Source organism: Christiangramia portivictoriae DSM 23547, from assembly GCF_000423045.1.
Classification (GTDB): Bacteria; Bacteroidota; Bacteroidia; order Flavobacteriales; family Flavobacteriaceae; genus Christiangramia; species Christiangramia portivictoriae.
Map to the genome: position 1 here is coordinate 282,214 of NZ_KE383971.1, position 19,216 is coordinate 301,429.

The following is a 19,216-nucleotide window of genomic DNA, read 5'->3' on the forward strand; positions in this document are numbered from 1 at the left end:
GCAAGTACAGAATAAAAAAACCCGCAAAATTTGCGGGTTTACAATTTTCAGGTAATCTAGAGGTCCAACCTGTTTTCATCAGATCTTCCCGGTGATGGGTTATCTGGTCTGTTTGGATTGGCGGGATCGTTTATATTTCCTGGTCGGGTTCCGGTATCTGGAGTGGTACCAGTAGTTCCCATGTTTCCAGTATTGCTTGGCGTGTGTGGAGGGTTAGTACTTCCACCATGTTTAATATTGGAATTATCATCTTTCAGCTTCTGAACAATTTCTTTAAAATGCTCTCCGGCTGCTTCACGACCACCAAGTCCATAGCTCAGCGCCACCGCGACTGCGATCGCTCCCAGGGTCAGGCCGAAGGCAAGCTCAACGATTTCATTGGCAATTCCCATGGTTTCCAGCGCTATGGCAAGAAACAGGGCCAGTGATGCCCAGCGAACTATCTTCGCTACGAAATTGCTTCCGTCTGCCTTGCTCATACTATTATAGATAAGCAGGGAAATATAATTTCCAACGGCAAGTATGATCAATCCAAAGAGGATTTGTCCTGTTAACATCAGGATCTGGTCAAGAATTTCAGTTAATTGTGTAAGACCTATGATCTCGACAGCGGTTATAATTCCGAAGAAAACCAGGAAGAAATAAACCAGGTTCGCCACTATTTTTGAAAGAGACTGATCTCTGCCAATCATATTATGAATATGGATCTTTTCTGCAGCCCGGTCAAGTCCCATACTTCTAAACAAATCCTCCAGGAAGTTCGCAAGATATTTTCCACCCCAGATGAATACAGCCAGAATAATTCCTGCGATCAGGATCTCACCAATCAATGCTGTGAAATCTGCAAGAATATCATTTGCCGGACCTGAAATGGCGTCCAGTTCCAAAGCGTTGAATGCCTGGATAAGGAAAGGAATAAAAATAACGATAAACACTACTTTCTTAAGAATGTTTATAAGCTTATCGGTGTCCTTAAAACCTGTTTTATCAACCATGCTATCCAGGAATGTTCCTCCTATATTAATAAGATTGGAGACAAACTTAGCCAGGATATAACCTATAAATCCAATAAGGATCGCAGCGACAAGATTAGGAATAAAGCTAAGGAATTCATTCACCATATTTTCCAGTGGAGTGAGTACCTGATCGACACCTAAAATTTCCAGAACGATCAGGATCACGATGATCATGATAACGTAGTACACGATGTTGGCAAGAAACACGTTGGTATCCTCAATCTTACCTTTGCCGAAAACACGCTCGTCCCAACGGGTTCTTTTCAGCAATCGTACAATAACCGCTTTGATACCCTTGGCGATAAGCCAGCCTATCAATAAGACCAGTAAAGCACCTAGCAGGTCTGGCAGGAAATCACTGATCCTGTCTGCAATATTTTCCAGTTCATTTCTCATAATTTAATTTTGTTAGTTAGACCGAATGAAATTAGGAGAATTGTAATTCTATTGTCTTTTGATTAACAATAGTTTAGGTAATAAGCAGCAGAAAGCGTAATGAATTAATTAATATCGTTAATTCATTACGCTTTGTAATAAAACCTTAAAAATTTACTTCGAGATCCAGACCGGGATATTTCGTTTCATTTTGAAAAGTTCACCAGCCACACTTCCTACCAGTAACGAAGAAAATACATTGTTTCCTTTACTGGCAATAACTATTAGATCTGCCTGTTCCTTATAAGATTCCAGGACAAGACGTTCTGCGACACTGGCATCCTTAGCACGAAAGATCTTTGTGGTGGTATCTGTTATGAGGTAGCGCTTTAGAAATTTATCAAATTTCTCCTGACTGTGCTTCTGGATCTTTGGTAGCATCGCATCCTTTTCAATGTATGGTGTAAATTGCATAGGAATGGAATACACATGAATTGAAGAAACTCTGGCTCCGGTATAATTGGCGATGAGAGAGGCTGTTTCAAAAGATTTGGCAGATTCGCGTGAGAAATCTGTTCCCACCCAAATATTATTCATGCTGCTCTCCGCATTTTCCGGAACAGATACGATATCACATTTCAGGGTTTTCATCAGTTTTTCTGAAATTCCTCCTGAACCTTCGGTGATCTTCTTTTTACCTACTATCACCAGGTCAATGGCGTACTTATGAACCACGTAGCTCATCAGGCTTTCGGTATAGGGATCTTCGGAAATCAAAACCTCAAATTCAGCAGAAGCTGAAAAATGCTGAGAAACCTTTTCGTCCAGTTCATCACTAATCATGCTCTCCAGGTCCAGGTCCTTCAGCTGCTCCTGAAAGATCTCGGAAATTTCATATTTCTTGATATTATGGACAAAGTAAATTTTTTCAGGCTGTAAAGTATCTGCCAGGAAAGAAGCATATTGAATGAGGGTCTCATCTATCGTGCTTAAATCAAGAGCGACCAGGATATTATTGACTTTCTTCATTACTGCTTGTTTTTAGGTTCATTTTTCACATTACGTTTCTGTACAATTTCCGAAACGATCTCTTCATAATTTTTCATCTGCTTTTCAGACTTCTTTTCTTCCATTTGCTCGTGATCTTCCTGTAATCCCTTGTATAAAGAATAGCACATCACCAGAAGGATGATGGCAAACGGAAGACCTGTGACTATAGTGGCTGTTTGCAGCGCCTGTAAACCACCTCCAATTAACAAAACTGCGGCAACAGCACCTTCAGTCACCGCCCAGAAGATTCGCTGCCCAACCGGAGCATCGATCTTCCCACCAGTGGTCAGGCTGTCAATTACCAGGGAACCTGAATCTGAAGATGTTATGAAGAAGCCTGCAATGAGTAATATCGCCACGATATTAATGACCATAGACAGAGGGTAGTCCTGGAAGAAAACGAATAGTGCGGTAGCGATATCTGCATTCACTGCATCACTTAGAACATCGCTTCCAGACATGATTTGTTCAATAGCCACGCTTCCAAAGGCAGACATCCAGAAGAATGTTACAATGGCTGGTACTAAAAGAACACCAAGAATAAATTCACGAATTGTTCTTCCTTTAGAGATTCTGGCGATGAACATCCCTACGAATGGAGACCATCCAATCCACCAGCCCCAATAAAATACGGTCCAGTCATTTTGCCAGGTTCCATTGGTAAAGGTTTCACTCCAGGTAGAAATTTCAAGGAAATTATATAAATAGCTTCCTGTATTCTGAACAAAACTTCGGAAAATAAATAATGTTGGTCCTAATATGAGTGCAAGTATCAATAGAATCACCGCGATTCTCATATTCCATTCACTCAGGATCTTTACTCCTTTATCTACTCCCAGCACCACAGAAGTAGTGGCGATCAAGGTTACAATCCCAATGATGATAACCTGCGTTGTGATACCATCGGGCAATCCAAATACATGATTTAGTCCCGAAGCGATCTGCTGTACTCCAAAGCCCAATGACGTCGCGAGACCAAATAACGTGGCCAGAACTGCGAAGACATCGATCACATCACCAATTCTACCATAGATTCTGTCCCCAAGGAACGGATAGAAAATGGATCTAATGGTAAGTGGTAAACCTCTTGAATAGGTGAAATACGCTAAGGATAAGCCTACAAGTGCATAAACCGCCCAGGCATGAAATCCCCAGTGTAAAAAGGTGAAATTCATTGCTTCCTGAGCCGCGGCGGCCGTGCCGGCAACTTCTGTAGGTGGGCTGTTAAAATGCATCACGGGTTCTCCAACCCCAAAGAATAACAGGCCTATTCCCATCCCGGCACTAAATAACATGGCAAACCAGGAACCGGTCTTAAATTCTGGTTTGGCGCCCTGTCCACCAATTCTCATATTTCCATATTTTGATGCTGCCAGATAGATTAGGAACACCAGGAAAATATTTATGGAAAGAATAAAAAACCAGTCCGCATTTTCAGCAACCCCAAGCTGGAGATCACTGAAAAAACTTTCTGCCTGTTTATTAAAAATCAGGGTAAGGGTGATGATTGCGATAATGATCGCGGTTGAAGTAAAAAATACCGGACCGTTCACTTCAAGTCCAAATATTGATTTCTTTTCGTCGCTTCTGGTAACTTTTTTAGCCATAAATTAATTTAAGTCTGATTAAAAGTAATATCCTATGTTTATATTAAATCGGGCTTCCCATTTTGCATCGGGATTCCCGGTGGAGAAGTCATCTACAAAATTTCCTCCCAGCCAGGATTGGTTATAACCGGCGGCATAATCTACATATGTATAGACCTGTCCTGCAGTGAGCAGCATTCCTGTGACATTCATAAAGGAATCTTCAAAACTCCCTACCTTTTTATCCTGGTATCCAAAATCATTGTAGAACTGGATATTGCTTACGGGTCCAAGTGCTACCGGAATACTTTTGGAGACGGCGATCGTGTAAATATTAAAGTCTGATGCTACTTCGTAAGGAAAGCCATAAGCACCCATTTTAATGATTTCCCTGGATTCACCCGGTAAATTTTCGGGATCATGGTCTATATTCATTGCCTGTAACTTCAGGTTCCAGTTCTTATAGAACATTTCGTAATGTAGCGCCAACCCGTAATGAGTTCCTGTTTTTTCTGTATCAAGATTGTACAAACCTCCATATTGAATGGAAGTTCCCAATCTATTTTTGATGGAATCACCAAATTTATAGATGAGTTTTCCGTTGAATTGATTTACCTCTTTATTTCTGCCCACGACATCATATGAATATCTATCTGGAGAAACTTCAGAAGTTCCACCAAAACGCAATTCTTCAGCATTTTTAAAGAAAGCCAGGTTATATTCGAACTTGTCATCAATATGTACATACTTAACGCCCATGTCGTGGTCATCTTCTAATCCAAAATAATAGGTAAGATTAAAAAACCAGTTATGAGAATTATATTGCTGAATTCCGAAGGGAACCTGAGTTAATCCCACCTGTATCTCCTCCTGATCGTTAAAGTGATAGCCTAACCAACCCTGCTTCAGAAAACCTCCACCAAAGGATCGAGAATACAATCTGTATTCTGCATTTAAATAAATACCCTGGTAGGCTCCGTTCACATTCACCCTGAACATGTCATAGCCAAAGTCACCACCACGATCTTTCTGTCCTTCTTTCCATGAAGAAAGATTGTAATTAAATCTTAGTGCGCCACCAATTTTCAATTCCGGATCTTCCTGGGCATAGGACGCTTTCATCCCGGTAAATGCAGCTATTATAAGCATCACAATTATGAACCTGGAAGATGTAGTTTTTGACATGCTGAAATATTGTTTCTCGATTGTTGCTGCTAAAAATTTAGAAGTAATAGCCTATGTTGATATTAAACCTTGCTTCCCATTTGGCATCGGGATCCCCAACTCCAAAATCATCAGCGAAATTTCCTCCCAGCCACGAATGGTTGTAACCCGCAGCATAGTCTACAAAACAATAAATAGGACCAGAGCTGAATAATACTCCAGTAACATTCATAAAAGAGTCTGTAAAGCCTTTCTCTCTTTTGTCCATGAACCCAAAATCGTTGTAGATCTCGAGATGCTTGAACAGTTTGGTATCAATATCTATATATCTTGAGATCCCGAGAGTATAGATCTCGAACTTAGCAGCAGTTTCGTAAGGCACTCCGTAAGCGCCTAGTAATAATTTATTTCTTGGTTCACCGGGAGCATTGATGGGATTGAATCCAGCAGTCAGGATTTGCGTTTTAATTAACCAGTCTTCTGTGTGATACTGGTGATGGATCGCAAAGGCATACCGGTCTCCAATTTCTTCGGTGTCGAGATTATAGATGCCGCCATATTTTGCAGACGCACCAAGCCTGTGTTTCTTGGTTCCCAATGGTTTCCAGATGAATTTACCATTTACCTGGTTGATCTCTTTATTCCTGCCCACGATATCATAAGAATACCGGTTCGAAGAATTTTCAGAATTACTTCCAAATCGCAATTCTTCAGAATTTTTGAAGAAACCTAGATGATACTCAAAATCATCATTCTCATAGGTGTAGGTAACTCCCATGTCGTAATCGTCCTCCAGGCCCACATAATATGGAAGATTTAGAAAAAAGTTATTGGAGTTATAGCGTTCGATACCAAAGGGGACTTTGGCAAGACCTGCTTCAATTTTACTGTTTTCATTCAATTCATAACCAACGACTCCATGTTTTAAAAAATCTCCTCCAAAAGCTTCAGAATAAAACCTGTATTCTGCATCCACATAAATACCCTGATAGGCTCCGTTTACATTTAATCTGAAGAGATCATATCCAAAGTCGCCACCGCGATCTTTCTGTCCTTCTTTCCAGGATGAGAAATTGTAATTAAAGCGCAGGGCACCACCAATGTCAACTTCCAGTTTTTCCTGTGCATGGGCTGAGCTGAAAAGACATAAGCAAAGTGCTACCAGTAAACCCTGATAGAATTTTGAATAAAGCATCGGTATAGTATTGTTAAGTTATCCTAAGTTACAGGAATATCTGAAGATTTTCCACTTATGTTTTAAAAAAAGAAACCGCTGTAAGGCGGTTTTAAAAATTTTAGAATGAATTAATGGTCTTTCGAATACTTACCAGATTGGTTAAAAGATTCTCCAGATAAGCCAGATCTAGCATATTTGCACCATCACTTTTTGCATTTGCAGGATCAAAATGAGTTTCGATAAAAAGCCCATCAACATGATTCACCACTCCGGCACGGGCAATGGTTTCGATCATATCTGGTCTTCCTCCGGTTACCCCGCTGCTTTGATTTGGCTGCTGCAGAGAATGCGTCACATCCAGAACGGTTGGAGCAAATTCTCTCATGGTAGGAATTCCACGAAAATCCACAATCATATCTTGGTATCCGAACATGGTTCCACGATCTGTGACCATTACCTGGTCATTATTACAATCGGTTACTTTGGTTACTGCATGTTTCATGGATTCCGGACTCATAAACTGTCCTTTTTTCAGGTTCACTACTTTGCCTGTTTCTGCAGCTGCTACGACAAGATCTGTCTGTCTAACCAGAAATGCAGGAATTTGAAGGACATCTACATATTCTGCGGCCATCTTGGCATCACTTACTTCGTGGATATCGGTCACTGTAGGAATCTCAAAAGTTTCTGAAACCTTGCGCAGAATCTTAAGCGCTTTCTCATCTCCAATCCCGGTAAAACTATCTAATCGACTGCGGTTTGCCTTTTTAAAAGAACCTTTAAATATGTAAGGGATCTCCAGTTTAGAAGTGATTTCCACCACCTTTTCGGCAATTCGCAATGCCATTTCTTCACCTTCGATCGCACAAGGACCTGCAAGTAGAAAGAAATTATTAGAGTCACTATGTTTTATCTGCGGAATTTTACTCAGTTCCATTTCTTCGGTTTTTTGCAAAGATAGTTCAATTAATCCCGCATCAAAAAATTGGGAGATCGTGATTTTGCTGATTCTTATCTGTAAATGCTGTAATTTAGAAAGAATTAACTTTTAATCTGAAACGATGAAGATCCAAGAATTTTTAATTCCCCAGTTAAAGCAGGAAACCGCACTTGCTCTTAAATTTCTAAAACGTATTCCAGAAGATCGAATGAACTGGAAACCTCATGACAAGTCGATGAGCATCAAAGAGCTCGCCAATCATTTAGCAGAGATTCCGTCATGGATTAGTGGTACTATGGATCATGGGAGTATGGATCTTTCAGGATATAAAGCACCTTCAGGTGCGACTGTAACAGAAATTATCGCGACGCTTCAGAAAAATTCCGAAGAAGCCATGAAAGCTTTGCAAAAACCAGACGAAGCTTACCATGAACTATGGGAAATGACCAAAGATGGAGAGAGTTTAATGCAAATGCCAAAATTGAATGTATTACAAACTATGGTCATGAACCAATTCCCGCATCACCGGGCGCAACTGGGTGTGTATTTCCGGCTTTTGGATGTGCCGGTTCCTTCAACCTATGGACCTTCAGCAGACGAGCAGTAAGACTACAGCTTTTAGAATGAAAAAGTGATTTCTGGAATGTTTCAGCTTTTTACATATTTCAGAAGTATAAATAATGATTTGGTAATTGCTTAAATTATTTGATTATCAGTAAATTAAAATCTTTTAAAGATACGATGGTTTAGCGAAAAATAGGTGTACATTTGCAGCCTTAAAAATAAGGCTTCATGACAGCTATTAGAAATATCGCGATTATCGCACACGTTGACCACGGTAAAACGACCCTGGTTGATAAAATAATGTATCACTGTGAATTGTTCCGTGATAACCAATCTACAGGTGATCTTATCCTGGACAACAATGATCTTGAAAGAGAGCGTGGAATCACGATTACTTCCAAGAACGTTTCTGTTGTTTATAAAGACACGAAAATCAATATCATTGATACTCCTGGTCACGCCGATTTTGGTGGAGAGGTAGAACGTGTTTTGAACATGGCAGATGGTGTTCTTCTATTAGTAGATGCTTTTGAAGGTCCTATGCCACAGACCAGATTCGTTTTGCAAAAAGCGATCGATCTTGGTTTAAAACCTTGTGTGGTTGTAAACAAAGTGGACAAAGAAAACTGTACTCCTGAAGAAGTTCATGAGAAGGTTTTTGATCTAATGTTCGAACTTGGTGCTGAAGAGTGGCAGTTGGATTTCCCAACTGTTTACGGTTCTGCCAAGAACAACTGGATGAGCGATGACTGGAGAAAGGAAACTGAAAATATTGAGCCGCTACTTGATATGGTGATGGAGCATATTCCTGCGCCTAAAGTAGATCTTGAAGGTTCTCCTCAAATGTTGATCACGTCACTTGATTTCTCTTCGTTTACAGGTCGTATCGCGATTGGTAGATTACAGAGAGGTACTTTAAAAGAAGGTCAGCAGGTTTCTTTAGTGAAACGTGACGGAAGCATTAAGAAAACAAGGATTAAAGAATTACATACTTTCGAAGGTTTAGGCCGTAGAAAGATCGAAGAAGTACAGGCAGGTGATATTTGTGCTATCGTTGGACTGGAAGGATTTGAAATTGGTGATACCGTTGCCGATTTCGAAAATCCAGAAGGGCTTAAAACAATTGCCATCGATGAGCCTACCATGAGTATGCTTTTCACTATTAACGATTCTCCTTTCTTCGGAAAAGATGGAAAGTTTGTAACCTCAAGACATATAAAGGAAAGACTATTCAAAGAACTTGAAAAGAACCTTGCACTTCGTGTTCAGGAAACTGATAGTGCAGATAAATTCATGGTGTTTGGTAGAGGGGTACTTCACTTATCTGTTCTTATTGAAACAATGAGACGTGAAGGTTACGAACTTCAAATTGGTCAGCCACAGGTAATCATCAAAGAAATTGACGGAGTAAAATGTGAGCCCGTAGAAGAGCTTACGATCGATTTACCAGAAGATGTTTCTGGTAAAGCTGTGGAGATGGTGACCATGAGAAAAGGGGAGATGCTTTCCATGGAAGCAAAAGGCGATAGAATGAACATCCAGTTCTTAATTCCTTCCAGAGGGATCATTGGCCTAAGAAACCAGTTGCTTACTGCTACGGCGGGTGAAGCGATCATGGCACACAGATATAAAGAATACCAGCCATTGAAAGGTGGAATTCCTGAAAGACAGAATGGTTCACTGGTTTCTATGGAAAAAGGAAAAGCAATTCCTTATTCTATCGATAAACTTCAGGACAGAGGTAAGTTCTTTGTAGATCCGGGAGAGGATATTTACGAAGGTCAGGTAATCGGTGAGAACTCACGTCAGGATGATATGGCGGTGAATATCACTAAGACCAAAAAGCTTTCTAACGTACGTTCTTCTGGAGCAGACGATAAAGCCAAGATTGTTCCTGCGATCAAGTTCTCGCTGGAAGAAGCTTTGGAATATATTCAGAAAGATGAGTATGTAGAGGTAACTCCAAATCATCTAAGACTTAGAAAGATCTTCCTTACCGAAAACGAACGTAAGAGAAATAAGATCGTATAATCTTTTGATAAATAATCTTGAAAAGCCTGCCGTAAGGTGGGCTTTTTCATGCAAAATTTTCGCTGGAAAGTTTTGTAAAAACCTCTTGGGAGCATTCTTTGAACTATGGGATGCTCTATTATAGTGTATTGAAAATATGGACAAATCTGTACTTAAAGGATCCATTCTGGTAGCACTGGGAGCATGTAGCTATGGGATGCTTACCACCTTCGTTAAACTGGCTTATGAGGATGGTTATACTTCGCATGAGGTTACCTTTTCTCAAATGGCACTAGGACTACTGGGGCTTTTACTTATAAATCTTTTTGTGCGCAAGAAGGAGCATGCTGAAACCGGAACTTCCAGGAATCGTAGTAAACTAAAACTGGTTGCGGCTGGAACAACACTAGGCCTTACCAGTTTTTTCTATTATCTCGCTGTGAAATACATTCCGGTGTCCATCGGGATCGTAATGTTGATGCAAAGCGTATGGATGGGCGTGGTCCTGGAAGCTATTATGAAACGGAAAAAGCCGGGTACTAAGAAGATCCTAGCGGTAATAGCCATTCTTGCAGGTACGCTCCTGGCTACCAATGTCTTTAAAGATTCTTTCGAGATCGACTGGAGAGGAATAGGCTGGGGAGTTCTGGCCGCCATGTCCTATACAGGAACGATCTATTGCTCTAACACCGTATCCCTGGAAATGCATTCTCTAAAACGAAGTCTCTGGATGATGCTTGGCGGTTTTATCGTAGTAAGTATCATCACCTTACCATACCTGATCGTAGAATTCAACACGAGTATTTTCCTGAGCTGGGGATTGGTACTGGCTTTGTTTGGAACGGTTTTGCCACCGCTGTTGTATACTGCTGGAATGCCGAAAATTGATGTAGGGCTTGGAGCGATTATTTCTTCTATAGAATTGCCCGCTGCTGTACTTATGGCATACTTTTTACTGAATGAGCAGGTGAATCTTTCACAATGGTTGGGAATAGGTTTGATCCTGCTGGCTGTAGTTCAAATGAATTTAAAGAAGAGTGTGCACGCCAGGGCTAAAGAATAGCTCTCTCTTCGGAAGTAAAGAAAACTTTAGTGCTAAACTGAAGCATTTGAACATGTGATTCTCAAGAACGGTCCAGCAACATGATTATCCTGCGTACTTCAAGTGTGCAGCCAGTGCTGCACCCAGAATACCGGAATCATTGCGCAGTTTCGCCGGAATAAGCGGGACATTGATCGTTAGATGATCTTTAAATTTATGCCAGTCATTGGAAATTCCGCCTCCAATAATGATGGTATCCGGATTCAGAATTTTTTCGACATATTGAAGGAAGGTATTAAATCTTGTTCCCCATTCCTGGTAGCTAAGTCCTTCCTCCGTCTTGATGGAAGAAGCGGCCCATTGTTCGATTTTCTCAAATTCTTTATAAGGGATCTGGCCCAATTCAAAATTTGGGATGAGTTCACCTCTCAGGTATGCACCACTGCCCAGGCCTGTGCCTACAGTGATCATAAGTATAAACCCATCAAGCTCCTGTCCTGCTCCAAATTTTATTTCGGCCAGACCGGCGGCATCTGCATCGTTGATCACACTAAATTCCAGTCCGATAGCATTTTCGAATAAACGATCTACATCTTTCCCTACCCAGTCCAGGTCCAAATTTCCTTCGTGTTGGCAAATACCATTTTTGACAATGGTTGGAAAACCGCAGCCTACAGGTCCTTTGTGGTCGAAGAAGGAAACCATTTCAGCTACGGCCTTTGTGATCCCTTCTGGTTTACGGTCTACAGGAGTCGGAATTCTATGAACGGCCGTTTTTAAGGATCCGGTTTGCATGTTCACTATGGCTCCTTTTAAACTGGAACCGCCAATATCTATTCCTAAAATGTCCATGAAATTATTTGAATTTATACAAGTTAGTAAAATTGAAGTTTTTACTCAGCAGTTTCATTAAAATTATCATTTCTCAAATTCTCTTAATTGACTTGCCGGTATTTCAACGGCTTGCTTTCCGCATTATTAATATCAACAGGTAGATTTGAAAAGCATTAATAAAAAAAGCCACCCAGAAGGTGACTTTTATTTTATGGTAGATTTATATGAGCTTTATAATTCTGGAACAAGCACTTCATCGATCACGTGAATCACTCCATTGGAAGCTGGAATGTCGAATAAGCCGGCGCCTACAAGAATAGAAGCATCTGCATCCATGTCACTATCATTGGTATCAATTCCGGCTGAGCTATTTACATAAATTGATGGACCCAGAAGAGTTTCAATTTCCCTTGGTTTATTTTTTGGCACCACACTATTGCTGAAACGTCTTCCTTCAGTAACATGATAGGAAAGAATTGCCGCAACCTCTTCAGGTGTAAAATCAGTTAAAGCATTATCTCCCAGAAATCTTTGAAATGCTGCATCTGTAGGAGCGAACACGGTATATTGATCAGATTCTGCGAACAGGGAAGTGATTCCGGCATAGTTCAGCGCGGCTAAGAGTAAGGTAAATTCCGGGTCTTCTTCAGCTGAAGCAAACTTTACGACGTTAGCAGCGATACTTTCGTCACTTCTTTGAGCTGCAACAGAAGCTTTTGCGCTTGCGTCTGCAATGTTCAGCTCTTCTGAAACTGGTTCCTGTTCACAGGAAATAAAAAGAATCATCAGCAGGGCAATTCCGAAGGAAGATAAAACTCTCATAATATTTAAGTTTTTGATTATGAGATAAATATAGATTTAAAATCAACTTTGTTTAATGTAATTAACTAAACTTTAAACAAAGTTTAAATGCTGATAATTAATCTTTTATGTGTAAGGGTAAAATGCAGTTGAAACAATAAAACTTAGGGTGAATAAGTGCTATCGGTGAAAATGCAATTCTAAAATTCGGATGAATAAGTCCTGTTTTTCCGCTTTCTGAAGCTTATAACAGATGCAAACAGAATAAACAAATTGGATGTGGTAAGGATATAAAAGACAGTATCGAAATTATCAGGGTAAGCGAGCCTAAAGTTTACCGCTATCAGAATCAATGCAAGTATCGCAAGTATATAAGCACCTTTTTCTAAGTTCATTAAACCGATTTCTGAACCACTTCGAAGACTCTCTGGCCATCACACTTCAAAGTTTTGGAAGGATACTTCAGCAACAACGCATAATCATGGGTGGCCATTAGGATGGTGTTTCCATTCTTGCTGATTTCCTGAAGTACCTCCATGACCTCCACAGAGGTTTGTGGATCCAGGTTTCCGGTAGGCTCATCTGCCAGAATTAATTCAGGATCGTTCAACAAGGCGCGGGCAATGGCCACACGCTGCTGTTCTCCACCTGAAAGCTGATAGGGAAATTTAAATCCTTTAGTTTTCATCCCAACCTTGTCCAGCACTTCATCGATCTTGCTATCCATTCCTTTTTTGTCTTTCCAGCCAGTGGCTTTCAGTACAAAAAGGAGATTATCCTTAATATTTCGATCTGTTAGCAATTTAAAATCCTGAAAAACAACTCCCAGTTTACGTCTCAAAAACGGAATATCCTTTTCCTTCAAGGTTCGAAGATTATAATCTACAATGCTTCCTTCACCTTCAGTAAGAGGCAGATCTCCATAGAGGGTCTTCATAAAGCTACTTTTACCTGTCCCTGTCTTTCCTATCAGATAAACGAAATCACCTTTGTAGACGGTAACATCCACTTCAGATAAAATAAGACTTTCGCGTTGATAGATCGCGGCATTTTTAAGTTCAAGTACAGTTTGAGACATGGCTTGCTAACGTTGAATATTCCAAGTAAATTATGCTCAAATATACATTTTTCAAGGTGCAGCAACATACTTTTTTTACCATTAACATAATTATAGAAGTTAAACCACGTTATAGAATCAAGCTTTAAATTATCTTTGATTTCCAATCTAAAACATCATAAATGACACTGAAAAAAGCTTACCTGCTAGTCGTTTTCATATCCTTCTCATTTTCCGGTATTTGTCAGCAATCTGCTGCCTACACACATGACCTGGTTGACTTCAATCGGGCACTGGAACTATACAATAATCAGCAATATCTCGCCGCTCAGAATCTATTTGATGAGGTAATGGATGAGACGAATGATGAAAAGGTCAAAGGAGATGCAGCTTATTATATTGCCAATGCCGCGGTAAGACTAAATCAACCGGGTGCCGACAGGCTCATGGAAAATTTTGTGACCAGGTATCCTACCAGCACAAAAACAAATTCGGCTTACCTTGATGTAGCCGATTATTATTTCCAGACCGGGAAATATGCACTTTCCAGAAAGTGGTATGACCGTGTGGATGAAAATGCCATGAGCAAAAAGGACAGGGAGCGATACTATTTCAATAATGGATATGCATACTTTCGATCCAATCAATTCGAAGAAGCTCAAACTTACCTGAACCGCGTTCGGGATTCCAAAGAATATGGCGCACAGGCCAAATATTATCTTGGTTATATCGCTTATGAAGGCGACGATTATGTGGAAGCGAACGAATATTTCGAGGAAGTAAAAGGAAACGATCGGTATACCGAAGATCTATCTTATTTCCAGGCAGATATGAACTTCAAGCTTGGAAATTTCGAAAAGGCAATTGAACAGGGACTTGAGCAGTTGCCAAAAGCTAACCGACAGGAGATTCCGCAGTTAAATAAAATAATAGGAGAGAGCTATTTCAATCTTGGGAACTACGAAGAAGCGATTCCTTACTTAAAAGGTTACAACGGTTTACGTGGTAAGTGGAATAATACAGATTACTATCAGCTTGGTTACGCTTATTACAAACAGGGTAATTATGAAGCGGCTATTGGTGAATTCAATAAGATCGTTGATGGTAAAAATGCGATCGCACAGAACGCTTACTACCACCTTGCGCAGTCATATCTTGAGAGTGACCAGAAGCAACAGGCCCTGAATGCTTTTAAAAATGCTGCTGAAATGGATTTTGATGCGAAGATCAAGGAAGATGCTCTTTTCAACTACGCTAAACTTAGTTACGAGATCGGGAATTCTTATGAGAGTCCGTCGCAGGTTTTGATCAACTACTTAAACGCCTATCCGGCATCTGAGCATAAATCTGAAATGGAATCATTGCTGATCGATTCTTTCATTACTTCAAAAAATTATGAAGAAGCGATGAGATTGCTGGAAAATAACAGAAACTTCAGTGATAAGCAGGCTTACCAGAAAGTTGCTTATTTCTACGGACTGGAACTTTTCGAGGAAGCTGAATACTACGAGGCGATTAAGAATTTTGATAAGGCTTTAAAAGAACCTAGAAACCAGGATATCACTGCGAAAGCTACTTACTGGAAAGCTGAAAGTGAGTATAATATCAATAGAATGGATGACGCCATTCTTGGATATCGTGAGTTCAAAGGAATGAGCGCTGCACGAAATACTCCGGAATATGAAGATCTGGACTATAATATTGGGTATGCATATTTCAAAAAGAACGATTATACCCAGGCGGTCAACTACTTTAAATCATTTGCCGCTTCAGCTTCTGCGGAAGGAGCAAAAAAGAATGACGCCCTGCTAAGACTTGGAGATACGTATTATGTAACCAGCCAGTACTGGCCGGCGATGGAAGCTTATCAGAAAGCTATTGACAATGGAGTGAGCAATGCAGATTATGCAGCTTTTCAAAAATCCATTAGCTACGGCTTTGTAAATAGGAATGATACTAAACTGGAAGAATTGAATGGATTTATTAATCGTTACCCGCGCTCACCATATCGTGATGATGCGATGTATGAACTGGGAAATACGTATGTAGCTGCAAATAATACAGACCAGGCGATCCAGTCTTACAATAGACTGATTCGTGATGTTCCGGAAAGTGCACTGGTGCCAAAAGCGATGCTTAGACAGGGATTAATTTATTATAATAATAATGATGGTAACAGAGCCCTGGAGAGACTACGAAAAGTGGTTGCGGAATTCCCAAATACTCCGGAAGCAAAACAGGCGGTTTCAACCGCTAGAAACGTCTATGTGGATTTAGGGAGAACCGATGAGTACGCAGATTGGGTAAGAAATATTGACTTTGTAGAGGTAAGTGATTCAGATCTTGACAATGCTACGTATGAAGCAGCAGAAAATCAATATCTGAACAACAATACTGCGAAAGCAATGGCGAATTTTGAAAAGTATGTTCAGAATTTCCCGAACGGGATTCACTCGATCAATGCTAATTTCTACCTCGCTCAGCTATATTATCGTGATGGAAAAGTTGACCGCTCGATTGCTAATTATCGATACGTAACTTCTAAACCTAAAAACGAATTCAGCGAACAGGCACTTACCCGTTTGTCTGAAATTTACCTGGAGAAAAAAGATTATGCACAGGCACTTCCTTTGCTGGAAAAACTGGAAACCCAGGCAGATAATAACGAAAATGTGGTGTTTGCTCAGCAAAACCTGATGAAGTCTTATTATGAAACTGGAAATTTCGCGAAGGCTAATGTGTATGCTGAAAAAGTATTAAGCAATACTACAGCTGATGCTGAAGCAAGAAATGATGCGAGAATTATGGTGGCCAGAGCGGCCATCAAATCTGGGAATGAGTCCAAGGCAAGATCTGCTTATAAGGAAGTTCAGAAAACTGCCACAGGAGAACTTGGAGCAGAAGCTTTGTATTATGACGCTTACTTTAAGAATCGCGATAAGAACTTTGAAGCTTCCAATGCTGCCGTACAGATCCTGGCGAAAGACTTTTCAGGTTACAAAATGTGGGGAGCAAAAGGCCTGGTACTAATGGCTAAAAACTTCTATGCTCTGGGTGATGCTTACCAGGCTACTTATATTCTGGAGAATGTGATCAAAAACTTCCAGAAATTCCCGGAGATTGTTTCTGAAGCCAAAGCTGAGCTAAGTAGGATCAAAGCTCAGGAAGCAAAAACCAATTCTTCAGTAGAAAACAACAACTAAAAATAATCTAATAGATTCACTGCTATATGCGATTTCAAGCAATTAAGAAAAATCTGTTTTTCGGTCTAATCCTTTTCGGTGGGATATTATATGCCCAGGACCCATTAGGTAGCGAAACGGTAACCGTAGTTAAACCATATACGCCATCTGTTCGCGATGCGAGTAAGATCAAAGCCACTCCGGTTAGAAACGATTCGGTTACCTTGCAAAAAAAGCCTGTACAATATTCCATATTTTCGGTTCCGGTGGCATCAACGTTCACTCCGGTAAAAGGTCGGGCTACCACCGTAGAGCGTGTACGACCACCAAAAGTTTATGACAACTACGCGACTCTGGGATTCGGTAATTATTCCAATGTGCTGGCAGAATTCTATTCTAATATCGAAATTGACCGTAGTAAGAATTTTGGTGTTTTTCTAACGCATAATTCGTCCCAGGGAGGGATTGATGATGTATATCTGGATGATAAATTCTACGATACCGAGTTAAATTTAAATTACAATACTCGTAACAGGGATCTTTCCTGGATCGCTGAGTTTGGAGCGGAGCATCAGTTATTCAACTGGTATGGGTTGCCGGAATATAGCATACCGGCAAATCCTGATACTTCTCAATTTCTGGCCAATCTCGATCCTCAGCAAAATTATTATTCAGTGTATGCCGGAAGTGAGATCGAATTATATGACAGCTTTTTTGAGAAAGCGAAAGCTAAATTCAGACATTCCGGAGATGCATTTTCCACTGCCGAAAATCACCTGAATGTGGATGGTCTTTTTGAACTCGAAATTGCGGAAGAGCTGATCACTACCAATGTTGGAGCAGATATTCTAAACGGAAAGTTCGAGCAACGTTATGACTCTAATGAAGGCTATGATTATACCTATATGATCTTCAATGCAAACCCAAGTTTATTGATCCTGAGAGATGATCTTAGTATTAACCTTGGTGTGAACTTCGTTTATGGCGCAGATGTGGAGAACAGCGATGGAGACATCTATATCTATCCTACCGTGAATGCAAGTTATAAGCTTGCCGGCGATTACTTTACGGCCTACGCCGGTCTTGAAGGTGATCTTGATCAAAATACTTACTATAATTTTTACCAGGCGAACCCATATATTTCACCAACGCTTACCATCAGACCAACCGATAGTAAGTACAATGCATACGTTGGTGGAAAGGGAAAGCTGTCTAATGCGATCTCTTATGATCTTAAGGCCAGCTACCAGTCTCAATTTGATAAGCCATTGTTCCAAAGAAATTACGATGCGATGGTTCTTGACGGGGAACCATATACCAATGGGAACAGTTTTGATGTGGTGTACGATGACGTGAAAACTCTGGCTTTTGCTGCGGAATTAAATGTGGATGTGAACAGGAATTTCAGACTTGGAATCAATACTGAGTTTTTAAACTATAATACAGATGACCAGGCAGAAGCATGGAATTTGCCAAATATGACGGCAAGTCTGAATGCAGATTATCAAATCACTGAAAAGTGGTATACTGGCGCGAACCTGTTTTTTGTAGGTGAGCGTAAGGATGAGAACAGGTCTTTAAGCCTTACGTTCGCAGACCCGGTGGTAACGCTAGACAGCTATTTTGATGCTAATGCTCATGTTGGTTATAGATTTAATGATCAATTATCTGCCTTTGTAAAAGGAAGTAACCTTCTCGACAATAATTATCAGAAATGGCTGGACTACAATGTTCAGGGAATACAGGTTCTGGGTGGAGTGACCTATAAGTTCGATTTTAATTAATCATTAAAACACTATAAAATTAAAGGAACCTGAAAAGGTTCCTTTTTTTATTCTACAGTAAATCTAAATAGATCGGGCTCATCTGAATCTTTAAACGTAGTAAGTAGATAAACCAGTACTCCGTTATTAGTATCTACAAGAAGGTTGAGAGGTTGCTGATAGTAACTGCTAATAAAAAACTCCCCTGGCTGTTTTAGAACAATACCAAATTCACTTTGAAAGTTCTGTCCGTTTAAAAAAGCGGTAGCAATGAGCGCGCTATTAGTAGAAACTTCCCCTTCCCGAATGATTACTTCATCAGGGCTCAGACTCAGTAGCGTAGGATTCTCAAATCCTGTTTGCTGGTATAGGTCCAGGTAGGCATATAATCTGTCTGAATTTCCAGTTACTTCAGAAATATTGATAATTTCATCTTGATGTTCCAGATTTACAGGAACTTCAGTTTTAATCCAGATAGTATCGTTCAATGCATAGGTGGTCCTTGAATCTGTAATTTCAATAAGTTCAGGTGTTTCAATAGTGTAGGTGGCGGGCTCGATATAGTCATCTTCTTCCGGACAGCAGAAACCTGCGCAAACGAAAACAAGTGACCAGCTAAATGTGCTTAATTTTATCATGGTATTATCAGGATACA

At 40.3% G+C, this 19,216-nt stretch carries 15 protein-coding genes; 5 read left to right on the forward strand and 10 right to left on the reverse strand.

Annotation, left to right across the window (positions count from 1 at the left end):
• Positions 1-56: 56 nt before the first annotated feature.
• The 6 genes from G529_RS0109675 to kdsA form a co-directional block, all read right to left on the reverse strand.
• Entirely contained in the window at positions 57-1,412 is a 1,356-nt protein-coding gene (locus G529_RS0109675; RefSeq protein ID WP_026915332.1) for a mechanosensitive ion channel, read from the reverse strand.
• A 153-nt stretch (positions 1,413-1,565) separates the two neighbouring features.
• Positions 1,566-2,420, reverse strand: coding sequence for a universal stress protein (locus G529_RS0109680; RefSeq protein ID WP_026915333.1), 855 nt, complete (start codon positions 2,418-2,420; stop codon positions 1,566-1,568).
• On the reverse strand, positions 2,420-4,048 hold the full coding sequence (locus G529_RS0109685; protein ID WP_026915334.1) for a BCCT family transporter: 1,629 nt from the start codon (positions 4,046-4,048) through the stop codon (positions 2,420-2,422). The genes G529_RS0109680 and G529_RS0109685 overlap by 1 nt, the downstream gene beginning before the upstream one ends.
• 18 nt (positions 4,049-4,066) lie before the next feature.
• A complete protein-coding gene (locus G529_RS0109690; protein ID WP_026915335.1) occupies positions 4,067-5,212 on the reverse strand; it encodes a hypothetical protein in 1,146 nt (381 codons plus the stop codon).
• A gap of 37 nt (positions 5,213-5,249) precedes the next feature.
• On the reverse strand, positions 5,250-6,386 hold the full coding sequence (locus G529_RS0109695) for a porin (RefSeq protein ID WP_035695900.1): 1,137 nt from the start codon (positions 6,384-6,386) through the stop codon (positions 5,250-5,252).
• A gap of 100 nt (positions 6,387-6,486) precedes the next feature.
• Complete coding sequence (gene kdsA, locus G529_RS0109700; protein ID WP_026915337.1) at positions 6,487-7,305, reverse strand: 3-deoxy-8-phosphooctulonate synthase; 819 nt, start codon at positions 7,303-7,305, stop codon at positions 6,487-6,489.
• A gap of 124 nt (positions 7,306-7,429) precedes the next feature.
• Between kdsA and G529_RS0109705 the strand changes: the two genes are divergently transcribed.
• The 3 genes from G529_RS0109705 to G529_RS0109715 all read left to right on the forward strand — a co-directional run bounded on the left by G529_RS0109705 (position 7,430) and on the right by G529_RS0109715 (position 10,945).
• A complete protein-coding gene (locus tag G529_RS0109705) occupies positions 7,430-7,915 on the forward strand; it encodes a DinB family protein (protein WP_026915338.1) in 486 nt (161 codons plus the stop codon).
• Positions 7,916-8,100: 185 nt separating this feature from the next.
• A complete protein-coding gene (gene typA / locus G529_RS0109710) occupies positions 8,101-9,903 on the forward strand; it encodes a translational GTPase TypA (protein ID WP_026915339.1) in 1,803 nt (600 codons plus the stop codon).
• Between the two features lie 136 nt (positions 9,904-10,039).
• Positions 10,040-10,945: an EamA family transporter gene (locus G529_RS0109715; RefSeq protein WP_026915340.1), complete on the forward strand. Its 906-nt coding sequence runs from the start codon at positions 10,040-10,042 to the stop codon at positions 10,943-10,945.
• Positions 10,946-11,029: 84 nt separating this feature from the next.
• Here the strand turns inward: G529_RS0109715 and ppgK are convergent, their stop codons facing one another.
• The 3 genes from ppgK to G529_RS0109735 all read right to left on the reverse strand — a co-directional run bounded on the left by ppgK (position 11,030) and on the right by G529_RS0109735 (position 13,637).
• Entirely contained in the window at positions 11,030-11,776 is a 747-nt protein-coding gene (ppgK, locus tag G529_RS0109720; protein ID WP_026915341.1) for a polyphosphate--glucose phosphotransferase, read from the reverse strand.
• A 213-nt stretch (positions 11,777-11,989) separates the two neighbouring features.
• Positions 11,990-12,580 (reverse strand): fasciclin domain-containing protein, encoded by a 591-nt coding sequence (locus G529_RS0109725; protein ID WP_026915342.1) that lies wholly within the window; start codon positions 12,578-12,580, stop codon positions 11,990-11,992.
• A 373-nt stretch (positions 12,581-12,953) separates the two neighbouring features.
• Complete coding sequence (locus G529_RS0109735; RefSeq protein ID WP_026915344.1) at positions 12,954-13,637, reverse strand: cell division ATP-binding protein FtsE; 684 nt, start codon at positions 13,635-13,637, stop codon at positions 12,954-12,956.
• Between the two features lie 161 nt (positions 13,638-13,798).
• On the opposite strand from G529_RS0109735, the gene G529_RS0109740 reads away from it, so the two are divergent.
• Positions 13,799-16,819 (forward strand): tetratricopeptide repeat protein, encoded by a 3,021-nt coding sequence (locus tag G529_RS0109740; RefSeq protein WP_026915345.1) that lies wholly within the window; start codon positions 13,799-13,801, stop codon positions 16,817-16,819.
• 26 nt (positions 16,820-16,845) lie between these two features.
• A complete protein-coding gene (locus tag G529_RS0109745; RefSeq protein WP_026915346.1) occupies positions 16,846-18,582 on the forward strand; it encodes a TonB-dependent receptor in 1,737 nt (578 codons plus the stop codon).
• Positions 18,583-18,629: 47 nt separating this feature from the next.
• On the opposite strand, the gene G529_RS0109750 is transcribed toward G529_RS0109745, so the two are convergent.
• On the reverse strand, positions 18,630-19,199 hold the full coding sequence (locus tag G529_RS0109750; RefSeq protein ID WP_026915347.1) for a hypothetical protein: 570 nt from the start codon (positions 19,197-19,199) through the stop codon (positions 18,630-18,632).
• Positions 19,200-19,216 lie beyond the last annotated feature (17 nt).